The organism is Chryseobacterium sp. CS2K3 (genome assembly GCF_059515185.1).
This window is the reverse complement of record NZ_JCAKRW010000006.1, coordinates 188485-207161: the sequence shown is the minus strand read 5'-3', so window position 1 is coordinate 207161 and position 18677 is coordinate 188485. Positions and strand designations below refer to the sequence as shown.

Genomic DNA, 18677 nt, shown 5'->3' with positions numbered 1-18677 from the left:
ATACATTGTTGACCTAAAAAAGCCGTTGAAAGAATTTATTTTAAATCATACAATTTTTAGCTGTTCAGGGAACGATATATCAACAATTGATTATTGGTGATCACTTCTTCTCCTTCTTTTAGCCCGTCAGCAATATAAGTAATATCACCTACCTGTTTCTGAACCTTAATTTCTCTCACTTTCACATCTGTCCTTGACTTAAAAATGACAACGAAACTTTTATTATCATCAAAAATGACAGCTTTGGAAGGAACAGTAAGCATTGTATTGCTTTCTAAACTGGAAACTTTTATCGTAGCCTTGCTATCAGGAATCAGTAATCCATTGGCATTATCCAGCACCACTCTAGCCTGCATGGCATTGGTTTGTGGATCGATAATTTTAAAAATCTTATCAATTTTACCATCGAAGACTTTATCAGGATATGAAAGTGTAGAAACCTGTGCCTTCATTCCAAGGCTGATCTTATCTATATCTGATTCGTTTACGTTCATAATTGCCCATACATTGGTAGTATTTGCTACATCAAAGATATTTTCACTTCTGTCGCTTCTCAGCTGCATATCTTTATTGATACTTTTCTGAACAATATATCCACTGATTGGAGCTACAACGCTATAAATATTTCCTTTATTAACATTATAGACCGTACTTACTGCCGTGGCACGCTGCAATTGATCTTCTGCTTTCTGCAACTGACTTTTAGCTTCCAGAACATCTCTTTCGGTATTCAGTTTTCCTTCATAAAGTTCTTTAGCGACACGAAGATTATTTTTCGCAACCACCATATCTGTTTTAGCATCGCTTACATCTTTTTGGATTTCTGCCAGCTCTGTACTTCTTATTGTTGCTAATACCTGCCCTTTTTTAACATAATCGCCAAGTTCAACATTCACACTCATCACATTTCCTCCTACCAATGGGTAAACATCGATATAACTGTTTTTATCGGCAGAAATTTTCCCATAAAAGCTATATTCGTCTTCTATATTCTTTCTTTCAACCTTTGCCAGAGAAATAGAACTCAGCATGGTATTACTCAATTCAAACCCTTTTTTAGCCTGATTGTCTTTCTCTTCCTCTTTTTTTGAACAGGCAATTAATGATAATGCCATCAAGACTGGGATAATATAATTTTTCATTGTTAATAGAAGATTTTCGTTTGTACTAGTTGATTAAGTTGTTCTGCTGACTGCATGATCTCGTTTTTCATATCATAGATCTGTAATGCTGTTTCCCGGTAGCTGTCCATGAAATCTGTAAATTCTATAAGATTTACATTTCCCTTTCTGAAATTGGTCATCATTCCGTTATACACCAGATCCATATTTTGAAGATCTGTTGTTTTGATATCAAGAAGCTGATCGTATTGTGCTTTCCAGGTTTTATAAGCAGAAAGGACTTTAGTTTCAAGAGTCATTTTTTGAAATTCTACTTTTTTCTGGTTCTGCTGAATCGCAAAATTGGCTTTTTCTACATTCCCCTGGTTGGCTCTCCATAGCGGTAAAGGAATTCCCAATGTTAAATTGGCTTCGTTATTAAAAGTTCCCCCAGCCTGATCCCAAGCAGCGCCTACATTTAAATCCGGAACATTAAGAGATTTCTGCCATTGAGCATATAGTTTACTGTTTTCAACTAATTTTAAATTGTATCGATAATCCGCATTATTTTCCAGTGCTTTGGCTTTAAGGGCTTCTTCATCTCCAAAAGGTTGTGCAGCAAGCGCCTCTTTAGCTTCGGATTTTGACATTATAGGTTCAATATCTTCAGATATCCCCGTCAAGATTTTTAAGTTCTGTTCAAACTCCAGAATATTTTTATTAATCTCCAGTTTATCATGATTTAATTGAATCACCAGGCTTTGAAGTCTTACAGCATCTTTAAGAGATACATTTCCTTTTGCGGACTGCACTTTGTAAGCACTTAAAAGGTCATTCATATACCCTAGCTGCTTATCTGTATTTTCCAGTTTTAGCTTTTCGTAATAAAGATTGAAGTATGTCGTGCGAAGCTGTGCTCTCAGATCAACTAAGAGTTGTGAAAATTGAAGTTGTGCCAGTTCTTTGTTTGATTTGGCAAAGGCAATTTCATTTTTCTTTTTGCCTCCCATGTAGATTAGTTGGGTAATTCCGGCACCTTTTGAATGCCCTACATCAAAGAATTTCTTATCCTGAGGATTGTAAGCATTGAACTGTCCGCTCAGCTGAGGAAGTTCCCATATTTTAGCCTGCATCACATCTGCCTCTGCCATATTGATATTATATTGTTCGGCAAGCAGCTGGAGATTGTTCTTCTGGAAAGCTTCTTCACAATCCAAAAGAGACATTTGCTGTTGCGCTGCCATGAATGAGGAAACGGCGAGGCACAGCACTGCAATTCTGTTCATTATTTTTTTCTTTTATTTACAAAATTGACCTGATGTAATTAAAAAAAACTTAAAGGATCCTTAAAAAAATATTAAAAATACCCTAAAATAAACCATTTGCAACATAAACAATATAATGTGAAACATATTGTTTATCTCTAAGTATTGAATTTCACTTCTAAAAATCAATCACTGGTTTAACGAAATAACGATATCATTTCATCTAGATCAATAATTTTTAAAAATTATTTTTTGAAAATAACGGTGAATTTATTCATTAATGCTTTAGGAGAAGAATACATGATTTCTGCATCGTGATATTCCAAAATTCGTTTAACAATTCTAAGTCCTAAACCTGAACCTGAAATATTCTGAGCATTATTTCCTCTTGTAAAAGCTTCAAATAGTTTTGGCTGTTCTTCTTCAGAAATAGTATCACCATTGGAAACTACTTCCACTGAAAGCCGATCACTTGTTTCTGTAATTAAAACACGAACCTGGCTATTATCTGAATAAACTGCAGCATTTTTAAATAGATTGATAAAAACAATGATCAACAATGCCTGTATCCCGGGGATCGTAAGAAAAGCATTCTCTGAAGTCTCTTCGGTAATCAGGAAATCCAGTTTAAGGTCCGGATAACTTTTCTCCACAGCTTCAAAGGCTTCAAAAATAACTTCATCAATTCTCACCTCTTCATAAATACTCTGAATATTCTCCTTATCAAACTTTGTAAGAAGCAATAATGAATTGGTAAGATCAGATAACTGATAAACATCTCTTTGAATCTGTTGTAGGGAAGACAGTGTTTTTGGTGAGTGCTCTTCAAATTTAATCAGATTCTCCAACTGAAAAGCCATTCTCGTGATCGGAGTTCTGATTTCGTGTGAAGCACTGGCTGTAAAGTCCTTTTGAGACTGAAATACATCATCTAGCCTTGAGATCATGGTATTAAATGATTTAGCAAGAACACTGATCTCATCACTGGAATTCTGAACCGGAATCTGCGTTGTCAGTTTATGAGCAGTAACCTCTGAAATTTCCTTGTTAAGATCTTCGAGTGGACGAAGGAATTTTTCAACAAAATAATAGCTGAAAAAACCAATAAGAAGCGTACTCATTGCATAAGACGCTATCAAAAGATATTTAAGATAATCCAGCTTTGATTTACCATTGGTATCAAAGGCACTTGTAAGGATATAATAATTTTCTCCGTTAATAGTTCTAAGAGCCGCATAGATTTCAGGAACCGTTTTTTCCGTATAGATAATTTTCTTTTTATCGAGCTCTTTCAGCATGGTATTATCCCAGGTAACGTTACGGTCTTTAATCGTACTATAGATAAGCTCTTTCTGATCGTTAAAAATTAAAATCTTTTCATTCAAAAGAATATTATCAGAATTTTCATTGAAAAAAATTGGAGCTTCTTCTTCAAAATCCTTTGACTTTGAGATAAAGTGAGTCGTGAATTCCAGTCGTTGCCTGAACCTTTCTTTAAATTCATCTCTCCTAAAATCATTAAAAGATAAATAAATAACAGCCATCACCATTCCAAAAAGTAATGAAAAGGCGATACTAATCGTTAAAGCAATCTTTCTTTTTAAAGACATTTATCTATAATGGACTTAGGTAATATCCGAACCCTGAACGCGTGTGGATTAATTTTATTTTAAAATCTTTATCTATTTTTTTCCTTAGAAAATTGATATATACTTCTACCGTATTGGTATTGGTATTAAAATTATGTTCCCAGACATGTTCTGTAATCTGTTGCTTGGAAACGGTTCTTCCCTGTGATTCTGCCAGATAAACCAATAACTGGAATTCCTTTAAAGTAAGGGTAATTTCATTTCCTCCACGATACACTTTTTGCTCCGTTTTATTAATGATCAGATCGTCAACTCTAATAATATCCTGATCGGAATTATCTGAAGGCATTTTTCTTCTTAATAAAGAATTAATTCTTAACAATAGCTCTTCAAATTGGAATGGCTTTACCAAGTAATCATCCGCGAGTCTTGTAAAGGCATCTTTTTTATCTGAAATATCTCCATAAGCTGAAATGATGATGATAGGAGTATTCTTATCAAAAGAACGAATGGTCTGGCACACATCTAATCCGTTTATTTTAGGAACATTAATGTCCAGTAAATACAGATCATAAGTACTGTTTTTAATCTGGCGAAGAAAAGTTTCTCCGTCATAGATTTTATCACAGGTAAAATTATTTGATTCTAAAAATCGGCAAAGCTCTGCAGAAAGAATGAGGTCGTCTTCTAATAAAAGAATATTCATCAAAAATTATTTTAAACGAATTTAGCGAAAATTTTCATGATTACTCCTTTTCTTACAATTCTCCTTTATTTTTATCGTTAAAATTTGAGCAAAAAAAATTCCCGAAGGAATTCGGGAACTTCGAGAGCCAACTACGGGACTTGAACCCGTGACCTCTTCCTTACCAAGGAAGCACTCTACCGCTGAGCTAAGTCGGCACTAATTAAAAAAATCACACTGAAAAGCGTGATTTTTATTGAGCGGAAGACGGGGGTCGAACCCGCGACATTCAGCTTGGAAGGCTGACGCTCTACCAACTGAGCTACTTCCGCAATTTTGTTTCCAAAACTATTGGTAAACGCTGTGCAAAACTAAGAAATATTTTTTAATCTTGCAAGTCTTTTTTTTCTAATATAAAATGTGGGGAGAGCAGGATTCGAACCTACGAAGCCGAAGCAACTGAGTTACAGTCAGTCCCATTTAGCCACTCTGGAATCTCCCCAAAAAGTTTATATTTTATGAGCCTCCAGAGGGATTCGAACCCACGACCCCGAGATTACAAATCACGTGCTCTGGCCAACTGAGCTATGGAGGCATTTAATAATTTGACTGAAACTGATCGAGAAACTCTACTCTACACATTTCAGTGTTAAAAAACATCACCTTTTAAAGTGATTATTATTGAGCGGAAGACGGGGGTCGAACCCGCGACATTCAGCTTGGAAGGCTGACGCTCTACCAACTGAGCTACTTCCGCGATTTTGTTTACAAAACCATTGGTAAACGCTGTGCAAAACTAAGAAATGTTTTTTAATCTTGCAAGTTTTTTTTATAAAAATATAAAGTGGGGAGAGCAGGATTCGAACCTACGAAGCCGAAGCAACTGAGTTACAGTCAGTCCCATTTAGCCACTCTGGAATCTCCCCAAAAAGTTTATATTTTATGAGCCTCCAGAGGGATTCGAACCCACGACCCCGAGATTACAAATCACGTGCTCTGGCCAACTGAGCTATGGAGGCAAATATAAAAAAGAATTCAAAAGATCGCTGTTCCTTTTTTGCGAGTGCAAATATAGAACGGATTTTTTGAATTCTCAAATTTTTTATGAACTTTTTTTAACTTTTTTTTCTAAGCCATTTCTTTCTTCTTGATTAATAGTTTTTTAGCAGTATCAACGCAAAGGTCCAGACTTTCTTCAAAACTTGCTGTTGTCTTCTTTACTACAATATCATCTCCCGGAACCGCTAAAATAAGCTCGGCTGTTTTGTTTGCTTTATCTGAGTTATTTTCTACTTTCAAGAATATCTTACACTCCTGAATCTTGTCATAGAAGGTATCCAATTTGCTTACTTTTTTGTCAATGTGTGATTCTAGTGGTTCGTGTGGAGTTAAACCAATTGATTGTACTGTGATCTTCATAATTCTTCTTTTTTTGATGCTCGAGGGTGAGCCTGATTAAACACTTTTTTCAATTGTTCAATATTAGCATTCGTATAGACTTGAGTACTTGCAAGACTGGAATGCCCTAATATTTTTTTTACTTTGGAGATCTCCGCCCCATTATCCAATACATGAGTAGCAAAGCTATGCCGAAGGATATGAGGACTTTTTTTTTCTTTTGTTGTAACAAGACTAAGGTACTTATTAACTACCACATAAACAAATTTTTCGTTGAGTTTTTTCCCTTTCTTGTTGACAAAAAAATATGATTTAAATTCTGTCTGTGGATTTCTTATTTCCAGATAACTTCTAAGAAGTCCAGACAAATATTCGGAAATAGGAACTACCCTTTCTTTATTCCCTTTTCCGATAATTCTTAATTCATTTTCATTTAAATCTACATGTTCAAATACCAGACCACAAAGTTCAGCTTTACGCATTCCGGTTTGATAAAGCACTTCTATTATAGATTTTTCCAATAGATCATCGATTTGATCAAAAACATTTTCACTAAGGTCTGTCATTTCTTCCTTAGACATAGGAATCTGTTTTTCAGCATAAAACTTCAGGGAAGTTATTCCTTCTGTGGGAGAAACTTTGATCTCCCCAATTTTTAGAAGAAATAGATAAAAACTTCTAAGAGACGAAAGTTTTCTGTTTATACTTCTCTTTGAAATATTGTTTTCGCTTAATTCAACGATAAAGTTTCTGATTATTTTTTTAGTAGCCTTGGTTAAGTCTTCGGAAGCTTCGGTCCGCAGATAAAAATGAAAAAAGTCGTCAAGGTCTTTTTTGTAGCTTGTAATAGTATGAGGAGAGTACCTCTTTTCAAACTGTAAGTATTCTAAAAATTTATTGAGCATCATTAGGTATAAAAACAAAAATTCACTTCTCAAATATAAGAATTTAAGAAGTGAATTAATATGTGGTTAAGAAAAATCTTAAGCCTGCTCTTCCTTGCTAAGTGCTCTTTGCTTGTAAGCCGCTTTTAATCTAGCTTGTCTTAACGTTACTGAAGGCTTAATGAACTGTTGTCTAGCTCTTAATTGACGAACTGTACCAGTTTTGTCAAATTTTCTTTTATATTTTTTTAATGCTCTGTCGATGGATTCACCATCTTTTACTGGAATTATTAACATATTTTACATCTCATTTTGGATTGCAAAACTAGGCATTATTTCTTAAAGTACAAAATATATTACAATAAACAATCTACAACTGTATTTAAACTTACCTGAAAACCCAGTAATAAAGGTGGTTAAGATCACTTATTTTTTTATCCACAATTTGCAAACATTTAAAAGAATAGCGACTCTATGTCTTTATATAATCATAATTTTCCATGAAAATAAGTAACATTAATGAAATATAAACAAAAAGCACTATCTTTGCATTCACTTTATTCATGGGGTTGACTGGTTTCGACAGCAAGACCAATGGGTAAGTAAGCATGCAGAGAACCGTGGCGCGATCTCTATAATCCCTTGCTACAAAATTTTAACTGGCAACGAAGAGTTCGCTCTTGCAGCTTAATATCGAAGTATAGTAGATTCAAGCGTTTTCCTGAAGATTTTAGTAAGGAAGCAAGATATTCCACAAACGCTCTGTTCTGCGGCGTTTGATTCTGGGATATAGGAATGCGGAAATAAGGTTTTAGAAGCTTCGGCTAAAACACGAAAACTTTAGAAGATAAGCTGGAAGTTGGGTGTCTGCTCTCTGCTTTCAGTCGAAAACCAATAGTAGAATAAGCATGTAGAAAGCTTATGTATTGCTTGTTTGGACGAGGGTTCGAATCCCTCCAACTCCACTTTTAAAACTAAAGAGAATTTGTAAATTATTGAATTATAAATAATTACATTTTCTCTTTTTTATTTTGTGTCCGAAATTGTATCCGAAAATTAAATTTAGTAATTATACATCTAATTAAACCTCATTTAATTCATTTCAATGAAAACTCTATTATAAGCTTTTATTAATTGTAAAGATACGAAATATAAAAATGCTTTCAAATAATCAGTACCACTTTAAACATATAGAATAATATAAGCAATCTCTATTTCTAAACCTAAAAAACACGCTCTTTTAACACACTATCTTAAATATTAGCATTAGTTATATTCTCTTGAGTAAGTGGGTAATCCTTATCTAATCTTACTTTTAAGTAAAAACAATACTTTAAGAAAAATGTTGAGTTTTTTAGACCGTCCGAAAACTATCGCCCGACTTTCAACAGGTGGGGGTATGGCAAAAATCCGTCCTATCGTGGGGCGTTTTTGTTTAGATACCTACTGCTACTTTATATTTTAAAGAAAAAAAATAAAAAACAAGAAAACCCGTAAAAGAAAGTAAACTATTTTAAGTATTTTTGGTAAAATCATAAATAATTGAAGAAAATTGATGAGCGGATTATTTTTAAACTTCTTTCAAGTAAACATTCCTACAAAAAATGTTCTTATAGACTCTTTTGAATTTTCAGAGTATCCTACAAGAGAATCTTTCCAAATATTAAAACAAACATTTCCAAAAATCTCATTTTACAGAAATGATGATAAAATTATATTCTGGAAAAATGATAAAAACATTTCATCACCTACCAATAGCTCTACTATAAATATAAGCCTTAATGAAAGTCCAAAAATACTCTCAAAAATTTTTGAAAATGCTTTTATCGATTTTCTTAGAATAAAGCTTACAAATTATAAAATATTAAAGAATAAGCATTCAAATACCTGGGAAATTATTTCAAATAAAGACATTTTAAACGGCTCAATTCAAGGTCTACAGGTCAACCGTGTAGTTCATTTTTCATCTTACTTTTTTTATAAAGATGATAATCTACTATTAGGATTTACGCTATCTTCAAATTTAAAAAATTCCTTTACTTGGAATAACAAAGAGTTTCAGATTAATGGAATTGATACAAAGGGACTTAATAGCGATGGAGAAAAAATATTTGCTGACAGAAAATCTATTAAAAGGTTTTTGGAAACTAAAGGAGTTACCCTTAATTATGATACCATTATCAACAATGAAAACTCAAATCCAAAGCTATTTACTGTAATAAATGATTTTTATCAATGGATTAATAAACATAAAAGTGAGATTACAGTACCTTTTGATTTAAAGGTTGAAAATATTACAAGAAGATATTTGCCTTTTGAAAACGGTCTTATAAAAGCTGAAATAATAAACAAACCACAACGATACTTTTACAGTAATCGAAAAAACATTCAAAATTTAAGATATTACGATGAAATGGTTAAAGCATATCAACCATTTTCTTTAGAGTTATACCAAAATAAACAAATTAATATTGGTGTTATTTGCCCTTCTGAATATCAAGGAGAAACCGAAGGTTTTATAAAAAAAATCGAAAGTAAGTTAAAAGAAACATTTCACTTTAATTCATTAAATTTTGAATTTAAAATCATCGAAGGAACAGATTTAGAGAACTACAAAGATGTTTTGTATGACAATTTATTATTGCAGTGTGACTTAATATACATTATTGTGAGTGAATCTCAAGAAAAACTACCTCCAGCAGAATCACCTTACTATTTTTGTAAAGCAAAATTCATTGGAAATGGTATACCTACTCAAGATGTTCAGATAGAAACAATTAGACGAAATCTAACTCAATTTACTATGACTAATATTGCTCTAAACTCTTACGCTAAGCTGGGAGGAACAGCATGGACTATTGAAAAGGAAGATAAATTACGAGATGAATTGGTAATAGGAATTGGTTCAACAATTTCAGGAAATGGACAATATGTATTAGGAATTGCTCAAATTTTTCATAATGATGGACGATATATGACAGGTGATTGCTCTCCTCTTTCTTCTTTTTCAAATTATGCTGAAAATTTAGAGAACCACCTATACAAAACTCTTAAACCTTTAGTCGATAATATGAGTAAATCGGGAACATTTCGTTTAATATTCCATTTATTCAAATCAGCAAGTGAACAATATGAGATAAAAGCGATAAATTCAGTTAGAGATAGATTCAAAGAACATAATTTTGAATTTGCACTTGTTCATTTAGGATATGGTCACAATTTTAGACTATACAATAATGACGGAAAAAATCCGACTACACAAGGTACATATTTACAATTAAGTAAACATTCTGCTCTTCTTCATTTTGTAAATAAAAGCGACCTACCTTTAAAAATCGATTTAGATAAACGGTCTACTTTCAATAGCCTATTTTACATTGCTAAACAGGTTTATTGGTTTTCTCATCTTTCACATAGGAGTTATATGCCATCTAAAAGAACTGTCACAATTATGTATCCTTCATTAATGGCAAGAATGACAGAAGAGCTAAAAAACGTAAGCGGCTGGGATTATGATAGATTAAAAAACATAAGTGATAAATTATGGTTTATTTAAAGGAAATATTAAAAGACAATAAAAATAAGTTTAATCAATACAAAAACATTGAACTTGTAGCTTATACATTTGTGCATAATCCTGTTAAATTGAGTGAATTAGCTCCTGAATTAAGTACAGAAGAAGAGCTAGCGTTTTGCGGATATAAAAATGAATATGTTGACACTAATGAAATCCTTAAAATTATTAGAAAAACACCTATAAAAGGTATTAGCGCAACTTCTAACATTTTTAAATTTGCTGGACTTTATTTGAGTGCGAAGGAAGAACTGAAAAATCTACTAACTGAAAAATTTGCAACAAGTGACTTAAAACAGAAGTATTTTCTTTGCAAAATAGAAAGCAGTTTTCTTTCGAATTTACTTAATGATATTAATAACAGTGACGATAATATTGCGATAATAATCAGAGCTATATATGATTTTGAACGCCTGTCTGATGAACAAATTAACAATGCTTTACAATCAATATTGAGTAGCGATATTGATGTTCCAACTCAGATTTTATTAGAAGATTTTGAAAGCTCTTTATTAAAGGTTAAATTTTCTAATAAAAATGCAGATGATACAATTCGAGATATTTTGAATAATTTCCCGAACGCTGTACAGAAAATTATAAAGAATAGAAGAAAAGGAAAAGATAATTTTCAGATTAAAGATGAATATGATGTTCAAGATATATTATATGTTATTTTAAAATCAGTTTTTCCAACTTTAAGAGATGAAGATGCAGTACCTAAAGCTGGAGCAAAATCTACTAAAATTGATTTTATCATTAGAGAAGAAAAAATACTTATTGAGGTAAAGATGATGAAAGAAAAGGACACAAATGAAACAAACTTTATTGAAGAATTAAAAGTTGACTTTGAATCCTACCATCAATGCGCATGGCTAGAAAAGCTTTACTGCTTTGTCTATGACCCCTTTAAAAAGACTCGCGATATTTCTAATTTTCAAGATTTAAATGGTAGAAGAGCTAAAGGGCAACATGAATTTGAAGTAGAAGTGATAGTTGTTAATTAAAACAGGCACAAAATTTGTATTTTTGTGCCAATATTTAAACGAAAAAAGAAAAGTGTAATAACGTTTGTCTTTTGTTCTGTGAATCGGCAAAATTTATAAGAACCACAAAATACAAACAGTTTAACACACTTGTCATACCTATGGCAAGTGGTTATCCTGTTTTTATGTGGTACAGGCTTTGCCGAGCCTTCAGAACAGAAAGCATGTGAGAATCCACTTGCTTTTTTTGTTGCTAAAAATCAAATAAAATTTATAAGATATGAGCAACACAAATGAGGGCGGATGCTTACCCGTATTAGCATTTATTCTTTATGCAGTCGTAATTATTGGTTCGGGAATTTTTTCTTGGAATTGGATTGAACCGAAATCTTTTGTCGGAGCAATCGGATTTATGATTCTTTGGGGGATCCTCTCCTACATCGGGCATTTTATTCTCATTGGAATCATCGCATTATTATCTGAAAAATAAGTCATTATGAAAAATATTTACCTATTAATGGCTTTTTGTACAGTAATTAGCTGTAAAAAACGAGATTCTTGGGATGATGTTTATACTAACTCCGATTCCATTAGCATTGATACTACTTATCAAGTTTCTACACCTGTTTTTAACGATTCTACAGGCACTATTCAAGACACTGTATCAATTGCATCACCAAAGCCTAAATACGCAATTATATGGGCTATAATAGCTCCCAATAGTGATTCTGTGCTTACTAAAGAGAATATGTCTCGCTATCAAAGTATCGGTAGTGATGTTATTGAAATGACAGATGTAAGCGAAGATGCGAAGTACAAAAAAATGGACGAGTTCGAGAAAACGCTCTACAAAGACGGTGCTGTTCCCGCAGGAATGAATATAAGGAAAAGAAAAATCCTTGTTTTCGATAGTTACGCCGAAGCATCAAAACAAAGAGAAGAATTTATCAAATAGACATTATTAACAATTCAAAAATAATTACAATGAAAAAATTAATTTTTACATTAATGTTCGCATTACCAACATTTTATTTCGCACAAGAAGAAAAACCGAAAGAATCACAAACTGATAAAGAGTGTGATTTACCAAAGGATTTCAAAGAACCAATCAAAAATAACAGATTAAAGAAATTTATTGCCATTGACAACAGAGTTGATGAAAAAGAAGTAACTATAATCAGAGCGCAAAATGGATTCGGAAGTGGGATTTATACAGCCTGTGTGAAGGGACAACCAATCCAATATCAAAAAATGGGTACTGTGTTTATGCGCGAAGGGAAAAACCCTTTTAATAACTCAAAATGATGTTCCAATTTCAGAGTGAGTGTACTCCACCATTTGAATTTAAGCAATACAGCATTTGGGACTACATATCACTTATTTTGATGCTCACTGCATATCTCGTTTTGTACATTGGAAGTACTTACTTCCTCATGCGAGGTTTGAAACTCTCAATCAATGTATTGAAAAAGTATTTCAAGAAAGAAAAATGCTAAATATGTCAAAACCTGTTTATAACAGGTTTTTTCAGTTTTATGCGAATACCGTAAAAATACCTAGTAAAAAAAAGAATTTTTATTTAAATTAGAAAACTTTATCCAAAAAAACAACCCTGGATGACAAAAAATTTTTAAGATGGAAATACAAAAAACAATTTATAATGTAAGTTATAATTTCCACATATCATTTGACGTAAAAGACAATCAATATGTTATTGGAAATATTGAGGTTAATAAAAATGTAGAAAACTTTAGGAGACTAGAAAATAGTTCTGAAATTTTAAAAAGTATTTTACATAAAGCATTGCACGAAAATTTTCAAGCGCGATTCTATATCAAAACATCTAATGTAGATACAGGAGAACAATTCATTGGTATATTTCAAAAAATTATTTCCAGCGGAGAAAATTCCATTGAAATACCTGTAAGATTAGAAACGTCAGACACAGTAATTAATGTTAAATTACAATTATTAGAAGACTTTATAGAGTGTACAATACTAGAAAAGTCAACTCTCAATCATGTACAAAACTTCTATACTAACTCTCCCGAATCTTTAGTTTTTTTTGAGAAGATAGTTATTAAAGCGGATATTACTGAAGATCAAAGATTACCAATAGTAACACATTACCTTGAAGATTCTTATAAAACTATTGAAAAAGCGATTAATACGTTCCTTGAAAATTATGATAGTAATTATTCATATCAAATAATAGAAACTCTAACATGCAATAAATTCGAGCAACAAGTGAAATTTATTGTTATGCCAAGAGAGGCAGAATAAGATTATAAAAGAGATGAACAATAACAATTTAAATAGTAAATTAATAGAAGATGAAGTCCATGTTTTAAAAATCTTATTCTTCCGAAAAACCCGTATGTTATTTCACGGAATTTTTCATTATTAAATTTTCGAAACCTACAATTCAGTAAGAAAGGAAATTATATTTTTTACAACAATTAATTATATATTCATATATACTAAAAATCATTATGTCGGATAAAGAGAAAGCACTCAAGAAATTAGAAACAGAAATAAGTAGAGACATTGAAAATGCCGTAAAATTTGCAAAACAATGCGGAATTATGGAATTACTCTATTTTATTTACCTATTACATAACGTTAGATTAATTTCAAAATTTCCAAATGCTGAAAATGAAAATCCTGAGAAAATACAAACGTATGGTAATTTTATTGAGGAATCTTTGAAATATATAATTTCCTTAATCGTAAAATTTGGTACTGGAAATATAGAAGAAATTAGTAATGGAAATTTTTTCAAGACTGATATATGCCAAGTTTTTTTAAAACATGCTAATTATATTAATTCAAAATATGAATCAACCGCTTTATTTCAATTGTTTGATTTAACAGTGTATGGAGAAAGAGACCAAACCGTTAAAATAGACATGTCTGGTATTAATGAAAATTTAGAAGTAAAGAATTTGTTTAATTATTTTCTAAGAATTGATGAGGATAATCATATTAAAAAAAGTGAAAAGCAAAATATTGAATCATTGTTACAGAACTTTGCCGAGGAAAATAAATGTATTTCTCATCTATTTGTAGAGGAGTTTAATATTACAATTGAAGAATTTTGTTGGTTAATAAAAAATTTACTTAATCAGGTAACTGACAAAATTAAATTAAATGAAGACAAATTTGTAAAACTTCCTAATGGAAATATCGATGTTTTACATCAAATTACTTATCTAAATTTCACAGTTTGTTACACATTTGATAAATCAGAGCTAATTAGTCAATATGACCCAAGGTTTGAGAAGGTTATATCAAAACTAATCTTTAAACCTGTAAGTTTTGATGAAAAGCAGTTAAGATTTCACCAGTTAAGCCGACAACCTTTAATTGATATTTCAGAACTTTTAATTATATCTCCTGAGTTATTACTAGATAGCATTTTTATTAACACTCATTATTCATTAATTGAATCAGCAGATACAAAAAACGAATATATTGCTTTGAAAGCGAACAATTTTCTAGATAAAATCGTCAATATTGCAAATAATTTTGGTTATTACGAAGTTGATAGAGAGCTTGATTTGTATGAAGGGAAGCGACAAATTGGTGACATAGATATTATTTTAAAAGATGACAATGACCATTATTTGCTTATTGAAGCTAAAAATCACGCGTTACCTTTAGATGTTTACTTCAAAGATGTAAATAAATCAAAAAAACATTTAGAATATTTACAAAACTCGTGGGAAAAGAAAGTAAAAAAGAGAGTTGAGCATCTGCAAATCTCTAGTGAAGAATATTCAATTCCAAAAGACCATAAATACATAGTAGTTTCATTATTCCCAGAAATAATTTCTCATTATTCTGATATATTGGTTTTTAGTTTACACGAATTTGAAGAATGGTTAAAAAATCCATATCAAATTGATTCATTTAATGACTTTTATAAAGAATATTACGAATCAAAAGGGGCAAAGTTTAGTGATGAAGAATTTGAACAGATGCAAAAAGATAATATTATTTTCGGCAGATTTGGTCAAGAATAAACACTTACTATTTCAGCTAATTCATCAAATGAAGAAATTCCATTAATTTCTGATGTATTAATCCAATCAATTCCACCTGCGGGCATATAGTTTATAATGCCAGTTTTAAAATTATATTGTTCATTGATTTTTTTCATATCAATAAACCAATCCATAGGCAATTTTTTTAACCTGATTATTTCCTGAAAATCATTTGAAAGTTTATTATTAGAATTGCCTTTTTGAATTAGCAATAACAAACCTAAATCAACGGTTTTAGCTACTTGTAAATAGCCAACTAATTGCGAATAATCTTTTAAACTTAACTGATTCAAATACTTCGCTTCAATGAGTAGTAATCTCACTTTTTCATTTGGGCAACATATTGCAAAAACAATATCTACTTTAAGTTTGGGTATATATACACCTTCTTCTTTAATCACACCCCCTGAAAGCCTTTCTAAATCAGAAACAATGTAGTCTAAAGTTTTATTGCAAGAATAATACACACTATAATCTGATCCAAGATATGTTTGTAGGTATTGTTTGAATTTTATTGAAAATTCTTCATAATAACTTATTTCGTTAACGGTCATGCTTTAGATTTATTTCTAAGTTATCTACTTCTACTTCTTTATTAATTAAATATTGGTTTAAACTGTTATCTATTGATGAGCAAATAAAAGCTCTATCATTTATTGTGTTAGATATCAACAACGGACTATCATAATTATTACCTATAGCCTGTACAATTATCTCATTATTTAAACTATTTTTAATTATTTCTTCCATAGAACCAATATGTCGTTTTCCATTCAGTTGCTCTGAAAATAAATACGCGAGCCCTACTAAAATACTCTTAAAATCTTTAAATTCTTCATTTGTAATTATTGCTGATACTTTAGTAGTATTTATTGAAATTTCAAGCTCTGGGAAATATTCATTTCTAATATCTAAAAATTTATTAAATAGTTCATCATTCAGACCTTTTGACAGACGTGGAAAGAAACTTATATATCTATTTTTATTTTTAACAATCTTCTTAATTTCTTCTACAGGCGCATGAGGACATCCTAATACAGCACAAAAATGTAGATAATGAAAAAAAAGTTTATTTCTTACTTCTTCTGGTAAATCTTTCGAATTTTGATCCTCATGAACAGCTACAGGACTTGGTGATTTAATTTTTCTTAAAATACAAGGAATTTGCTCTTCCCTTTTCTGACTTCGCTCTATTTGCGTTACATCAATAGACTTCGCCTGTAAGGCAAATGAATATTGAGCTAGAAACGAACGAACTAAAAATCGAATCTTAAACCCCTTTTTCCATCCTTTATAATCGGGATCTGAAGCAGCATGTTGGTTAGGATGATTATATAATACCTGATCTGTTGTTGAGCCCAAATCTGTTAACCAAGAACATAATTGTACAACAAATTTAAAATTTTTAGTGCTTCCAGGAATTTCAACAGAAACAACTGGAGCATCATCTGTAAATCTTCTATGTGATAATGTTAAACTAGCTCTCGTATCAAAAATGCCAGATAAAAAACTGGAAACATTTATTCCTGTAAGCTTTGACTTTGCAATTGATAGATCAGTAGACGCAAGTAAAAATCCACCAATTGGTAATCCTAAGTATTTTAAATCATTTTTAAGAGTTAAAATATCAGTATTTTCAATAGGCATGATTAGCCATTTACCATTTCCAATTTCATAGGTAACATTAAAATTATATGAATTATTAAAGTACTGGCATATTTTCGTTAGTATATCAGTTGCGATTACATTCATACGCTGAGGATCCATACCCCATTTTTTAAATGGTAAATCTATTACAAATGTATTTTCATCTACTTTACCTCCACCAACTAATAATCCTAAAATATATGCCTTAATGTGGTTAATTTCTTCCATTATCAATATGCTTTTCTAAAGCCTTAGCTATTACCCAAGCAAAAACAGGTGGAACTGCATTGCCAATTACCTTATATGCATTTGCTATTGTTTTATATGGAAATTCAAAATTATCAGGAAAAGACTGTATTCGAGCAACTTCCCTAATCGTAAACCTTCTGTTTTCAAAAGGATGTGTTATTCCACAATTTTCAGGCTGTGCTGAAGCTGTTATTGTTCCATTTATTTCACCTAACGCAAACCTTCGATAGAAATTTGGCGCACGATACTTTTGAGGATTATCCCAGATTTTTCTAAAACGTTCTGACATATCTTCAGGATCCATACTTTTCCAAGATTTTCCATTAGAAATTGTATCACTTATTTTATCTATTGGGACTTTTCTCTTAAACTTAGCCAATGCTCCTTTTCCATCTTTACATGGTCCAATTTTATCTACCATATATTGTCCACCTGGTGAGTATTTCCAAAAATCATTTACTTGAGGAGCATTTTTAGGAATATCACATAGAGCCGATCCAAGATATAGTTCATAAGGATTATTTTTTTCATTTGGTAAGTCATATTCTTCAACTATTTTCTCTAGCAAATCAAAATCAAAATAACCTAGATCTTTTCTAAGACCAATAATTATTAATCTTTGCCTATTAGATGGTACACCATAATTACTTGTTTTTAATAGCTTATAACAAGTTTTAAAGCCCAACTTTTCAGTTCTTTTTACAATCTCATCTGGAATACTTAATCCATTAGGCATTTTCGAAGACATAATCCCTTTCACGTTCTCAAATACAAAACCTATTGGTTTATTTTCTCTTTTTAACCCTACTTTCAATAACCTCTCACATTCTTCAAAAAGATTTCCCCTATCATCATTTATTCCTTTTCTTAATCCAGCATTTGAAAACGGCTGGCAAGGAAAGCCTGCTAATAAAAAATCAAAATCAGGAATAGAATTAAAATCTACATTCTTTATATCTTCTTTATGTAATTTATGATTATTAAAAAATTGAGAGTTTGCATTGTAAACATATTCTGCTGCTGGTTCAATGTCATTTGAATATTGAATTTTAAATTCTGTTTCTCCAAAATATCTATCTCTAAATTTAAAATTACCTGAAAACCCCAGATCCAGCCCCCCACAGCCACTAAATAAGGATACTATTTTAAATGGCTTGCTAAGATTTTTGATTGTTTTATGTTTACGATCTTTAAAGTCAATAAACATTTCTGTTTCTTTTACAGTTGTAACTGTTTCTAATTCTTGATTATACATAA

Annotated in this window: 17 protein-coding genes, 7 tRNA genes and 1 other RNA gene; 8 read left to right on the top strand and 17 right to left on the bottom strand. The window is 31.3% G+C overall.

The genetic code is table 11. The features are described from left to right. Window positions 1-56 precede the first annotated feature (56 nt). The 14 genes from AC5YGG_RS12495 to rpsU all read right to left on the bottom strand — a co-directional run bounded on the left by AC5YGG_RS12495 (window position 57) and on the right by rpsU (window position 7218). Complete coding sequence (locus AC5YGG_RS12495) at window positions 57-1142, bottom strand: efflux RND transporter periplasmic adaptor subunit (RefSeq protein ID WP_496144804.1); 1086 nt, start codon at window positions 1140-1142, stop codon at window positions 57-59. 2 nt (window positions 1143-1144) lie between these two features. After that, a complete protein-coding gene (locus tag AC5YGG_RS12490; protein ID WP_496144803.1) occupies window positions 1145-2386 on the bottom strand; it encodes a TolC family protein in 1242 nt (413 codons plus the stop codon). Window positions 2387-2610: 224 nt separating this feature from the next. Continuing rightward, on the bottom strand, window positions 2611-3975 hold the full coding sequence (locus AC5YGG_RS12485) for an ATP-binding protein (protein ID WP_496144802.1): 1365 nt from the start codon (window positions 3973-3975) through the stop codon (window positions 2611-2613). A 4-nt stretch (window positions 3976-3979) separates the two neighbouring features. After that, window positions 3980-4660 carry a response regulator transcription factor gene (locus tag AC5YGG_RS12480; protein ID WP_496144801.1) on the bottom strand — a complete coding sequence of 227 codons (681 nt, stop codon included), beginning with the start codon at window positions 4658-4660 and terminating at the stop codon, window positions 3980-3982. Between the two features lie 125 nt (window positions 4661-4785). After that, window positions 4786-4857 (bottom strand) — tRNA-Thr (locus AC5YGG_RS12475). Window positions 4858-4898: 41 nt separating this feature from the next. After that, window positions 4899-4971 (bottom strand) — tRNA-Gly (locus AC5YGG_RS12470). Window positions 4972-5060: 89 nt separating this feature from the next. Further along, window positions 5061-5141, bottom strand: a tRNA-Tyr gene (locus AC5YGG_RS12465). A gap of 19 nt (window positions 5142-5160) precedes the next feature. Continuing rightward, window positions 5161-5234: transfer RNA gene (locus tag AC5YGG_RS12460), tRNA-Thr, on the bottom strand. Window positions 5235-5323: 89 nt separating this feature from the next. Next, window positions 5324-5396, bottom strand: a tRNA-Gly gene (locus AC5YGG_RS12455). An 88-nt stretch (window positions 5397-5484) separates the two neighbouring features. Then, a tRNA-Tyr gene (locus AC5YGG_RS12450) sits at window positions 5485-5565 on the bottom strand. A gap of 19 nt (window positions 5566-5584) precedes the next feature. Then, window positions 5585-5658 (bottom strand) — tRNA-Thr (locus AC5YGG_RS12445). A gap of 109 nt (window positions 5659-5767) precedes the next feature. Next, on the bottom strand, window positions 5768-6058 hold the full coding sequence (locus tag AC5YGG_RS12440) for an HPF/RaiA family ribosome-associated protein (protein ID WP_496144800.1): 291 nt from the start codon (window positions 6056-6058) through the stop codon (window positions 5768-5770). After that, the gene (locus AC5YGG_RS12435) at window positions 6055-6942 is read right to left on the bottom strand and encodes a tyrosine-type recombinase/integrase (protein ID WP_496144924.1); all 888 of its coding nucleotides are present in this window, start codon (window positions 6940-6942) and stop codon (window positions 6055-6057) included. The genes AC5YGG_RS12440 and AC5YGG_RS12435 overlap by 4 nt, the downstream gene beginning before the upstream one ends. A 78-nt stretch (window positions 6943-7020) precedes the next feature. Further along, window positions 7021-7218 (bottom strand): 30S ribosomal protein S21, encoded by a 198-nt coding sequence (gene rpsU, locus AC5YGG_RS12430; RefSeq protein WP_034687383.1) that lies wholly within the window; start codon window positions 7216-7218, stop codon window positions 7021-7023. A 268-nt stretch (window positions 7219-7486) separates the two neighbouring features. Between rpsU and ssrA the strand changes: the two genes are divergently transcribed. The 8 genes from ssrA (at window position 7487) to AC5YGG_RS12390 (ending at window position 15503) form a co-directional block, all read left to right on the top strand. After that, window positions 7487-7889: a transfer-messenger RNA gene (gene ssrA / locus AC5YGG_RS12425) on the top strand. A gap of 587 nt (window positions 7890-8476) precedes the next feature. Continuing rightward, entirely contained in the window at window positions 8477-10477 is a 2001-nt protein-coding gene (locus AC5YGG_RS12420; protein ID WP_496144799.1) for a Piwi domain-containing protein, read from the top strand. Further along, window positions 10465-11499: a PD-(D/E)XK nuclease domain-containing protein gene (locus AC5YGG_RS12415; protein WP_496144798.1), complete on the top strand. Its 1035-nt coding sequence runs from the start codon at window positions 10465-10467 to the stop codon at window positions 11497-11499. The genes AC5YGG_RS12420 and AC5YGG_RS12415 overlap by 13 nt, the downstream gene beginning before the upstream one ends. 259 nt (window positions 11500-11758) lie before the next feature. Continuing rightward, complete coding sequence (locus tag AC5YGG_RS12410) at window positions 11759-11968, top strand: hypothetical protein (protein WP_496144797.1); 210 nt, start codon at window positions 11759-11761, stop codon at window positions 11966-11968. Between the two features lie 6 nt (window positions 11969-11974). Further along, the gene (locus AC5YGG_RS12405) at window positions 11975-12433 is read left to right on the top strand and encodes a hypothetical protein (RefSeq protein ID WP_496144796.1); all 459 of its coding nucleotides are present in this window, start codon (window positions 11975-11977) and stop codon (window positions 12431-12433) included. A 29-nt stretch (window positions 12434-12462) separates the two neighbouring features. Continuing rightward, complete coding sequence (locus AC5YGG_RS12400; RefSeq protein ID WP_496144795.1) at window positions 12463-12783, top strand: hypothetical protein; 321 nt, start codon at window positions 12463-12465, stop codon at window positions 12781-12783. A 330-nt stretch (window positions 12784-13113) separates the two neighbouring features. After that, on the top strand, window positions 13114-13761 hold the full coding sequence (locus tag AC5YGG_RS12395) for a hypothetical protein (RefSeq protein ID WP_496144794.1): 648 nt from the start codon (window positions 13114-13116) through the stop codon (window positions 13759-13761). A 209-nt stretch (window positions 13762-13970) separates the two neighbouring features. Beyond that, complete coding sequence (locus tag AC5YGG_RS12390) at window positions 13971-15503, top strand: hypothetical protein (RefSeq protein WP_496144793.1); 1533 nt, start codon at window positions 13971-13973, stop codon at window positions 15501-15503. Here AC5YGG_RS12390 and AC5YGG_RS12385 read toward each other — a convergent pair. The 3 genes from AC5YGG_RS12385 to AC5YGG_RS12375 are packed head-to-tail and all read right to left on the bottom strand — an operon-like array spanning window position 15494 to window position 18675. After that, window positions 15494-16078, bottom strand: coding sequence for a hypothetical protein (locus AC5YGG_RS12385; protein ID WP_496144792.1), 585 nt, complete (start codon window positions 16076-16078; stop codon window positions 15494-15496). The genes AC5YGG_RS12390 and AC5YGG_RS12385 overlap by 10 nt on opposite strands. Next, window positions 16068-17399, bottom strand: coding sequence for a hypothetical protein (locus AC5YGG_RS12380; RefSeq protein WP_496144791.1), 1332 nt, complete (start codon window positions 17397-17399; stop codon window positions 16068-16070). The genes AC5YGG_RS12385 and AC5YGG_RS12380 overlap by 11 nt, the downstream gene beginning before the upstream one ends. Beyond that, window positions 17386-18675 (bottom strand): DNA cytosine methyltransferase, encoded by a 1290-nt coding sequence (locus tag AC5YGG_RS12375; protein WP_496144790.1) that lies wholly within the window; start codon window positions 18673-18675, stop codon window positions 17386-17388. Before AC5YGG_RS12375 ends, AC5YGG_RS12380 begins: the two co-directional genes overlap by 14 nt. Between the last annotated feature and the right edge of the window lie 2 nt (window positions 18676-18677).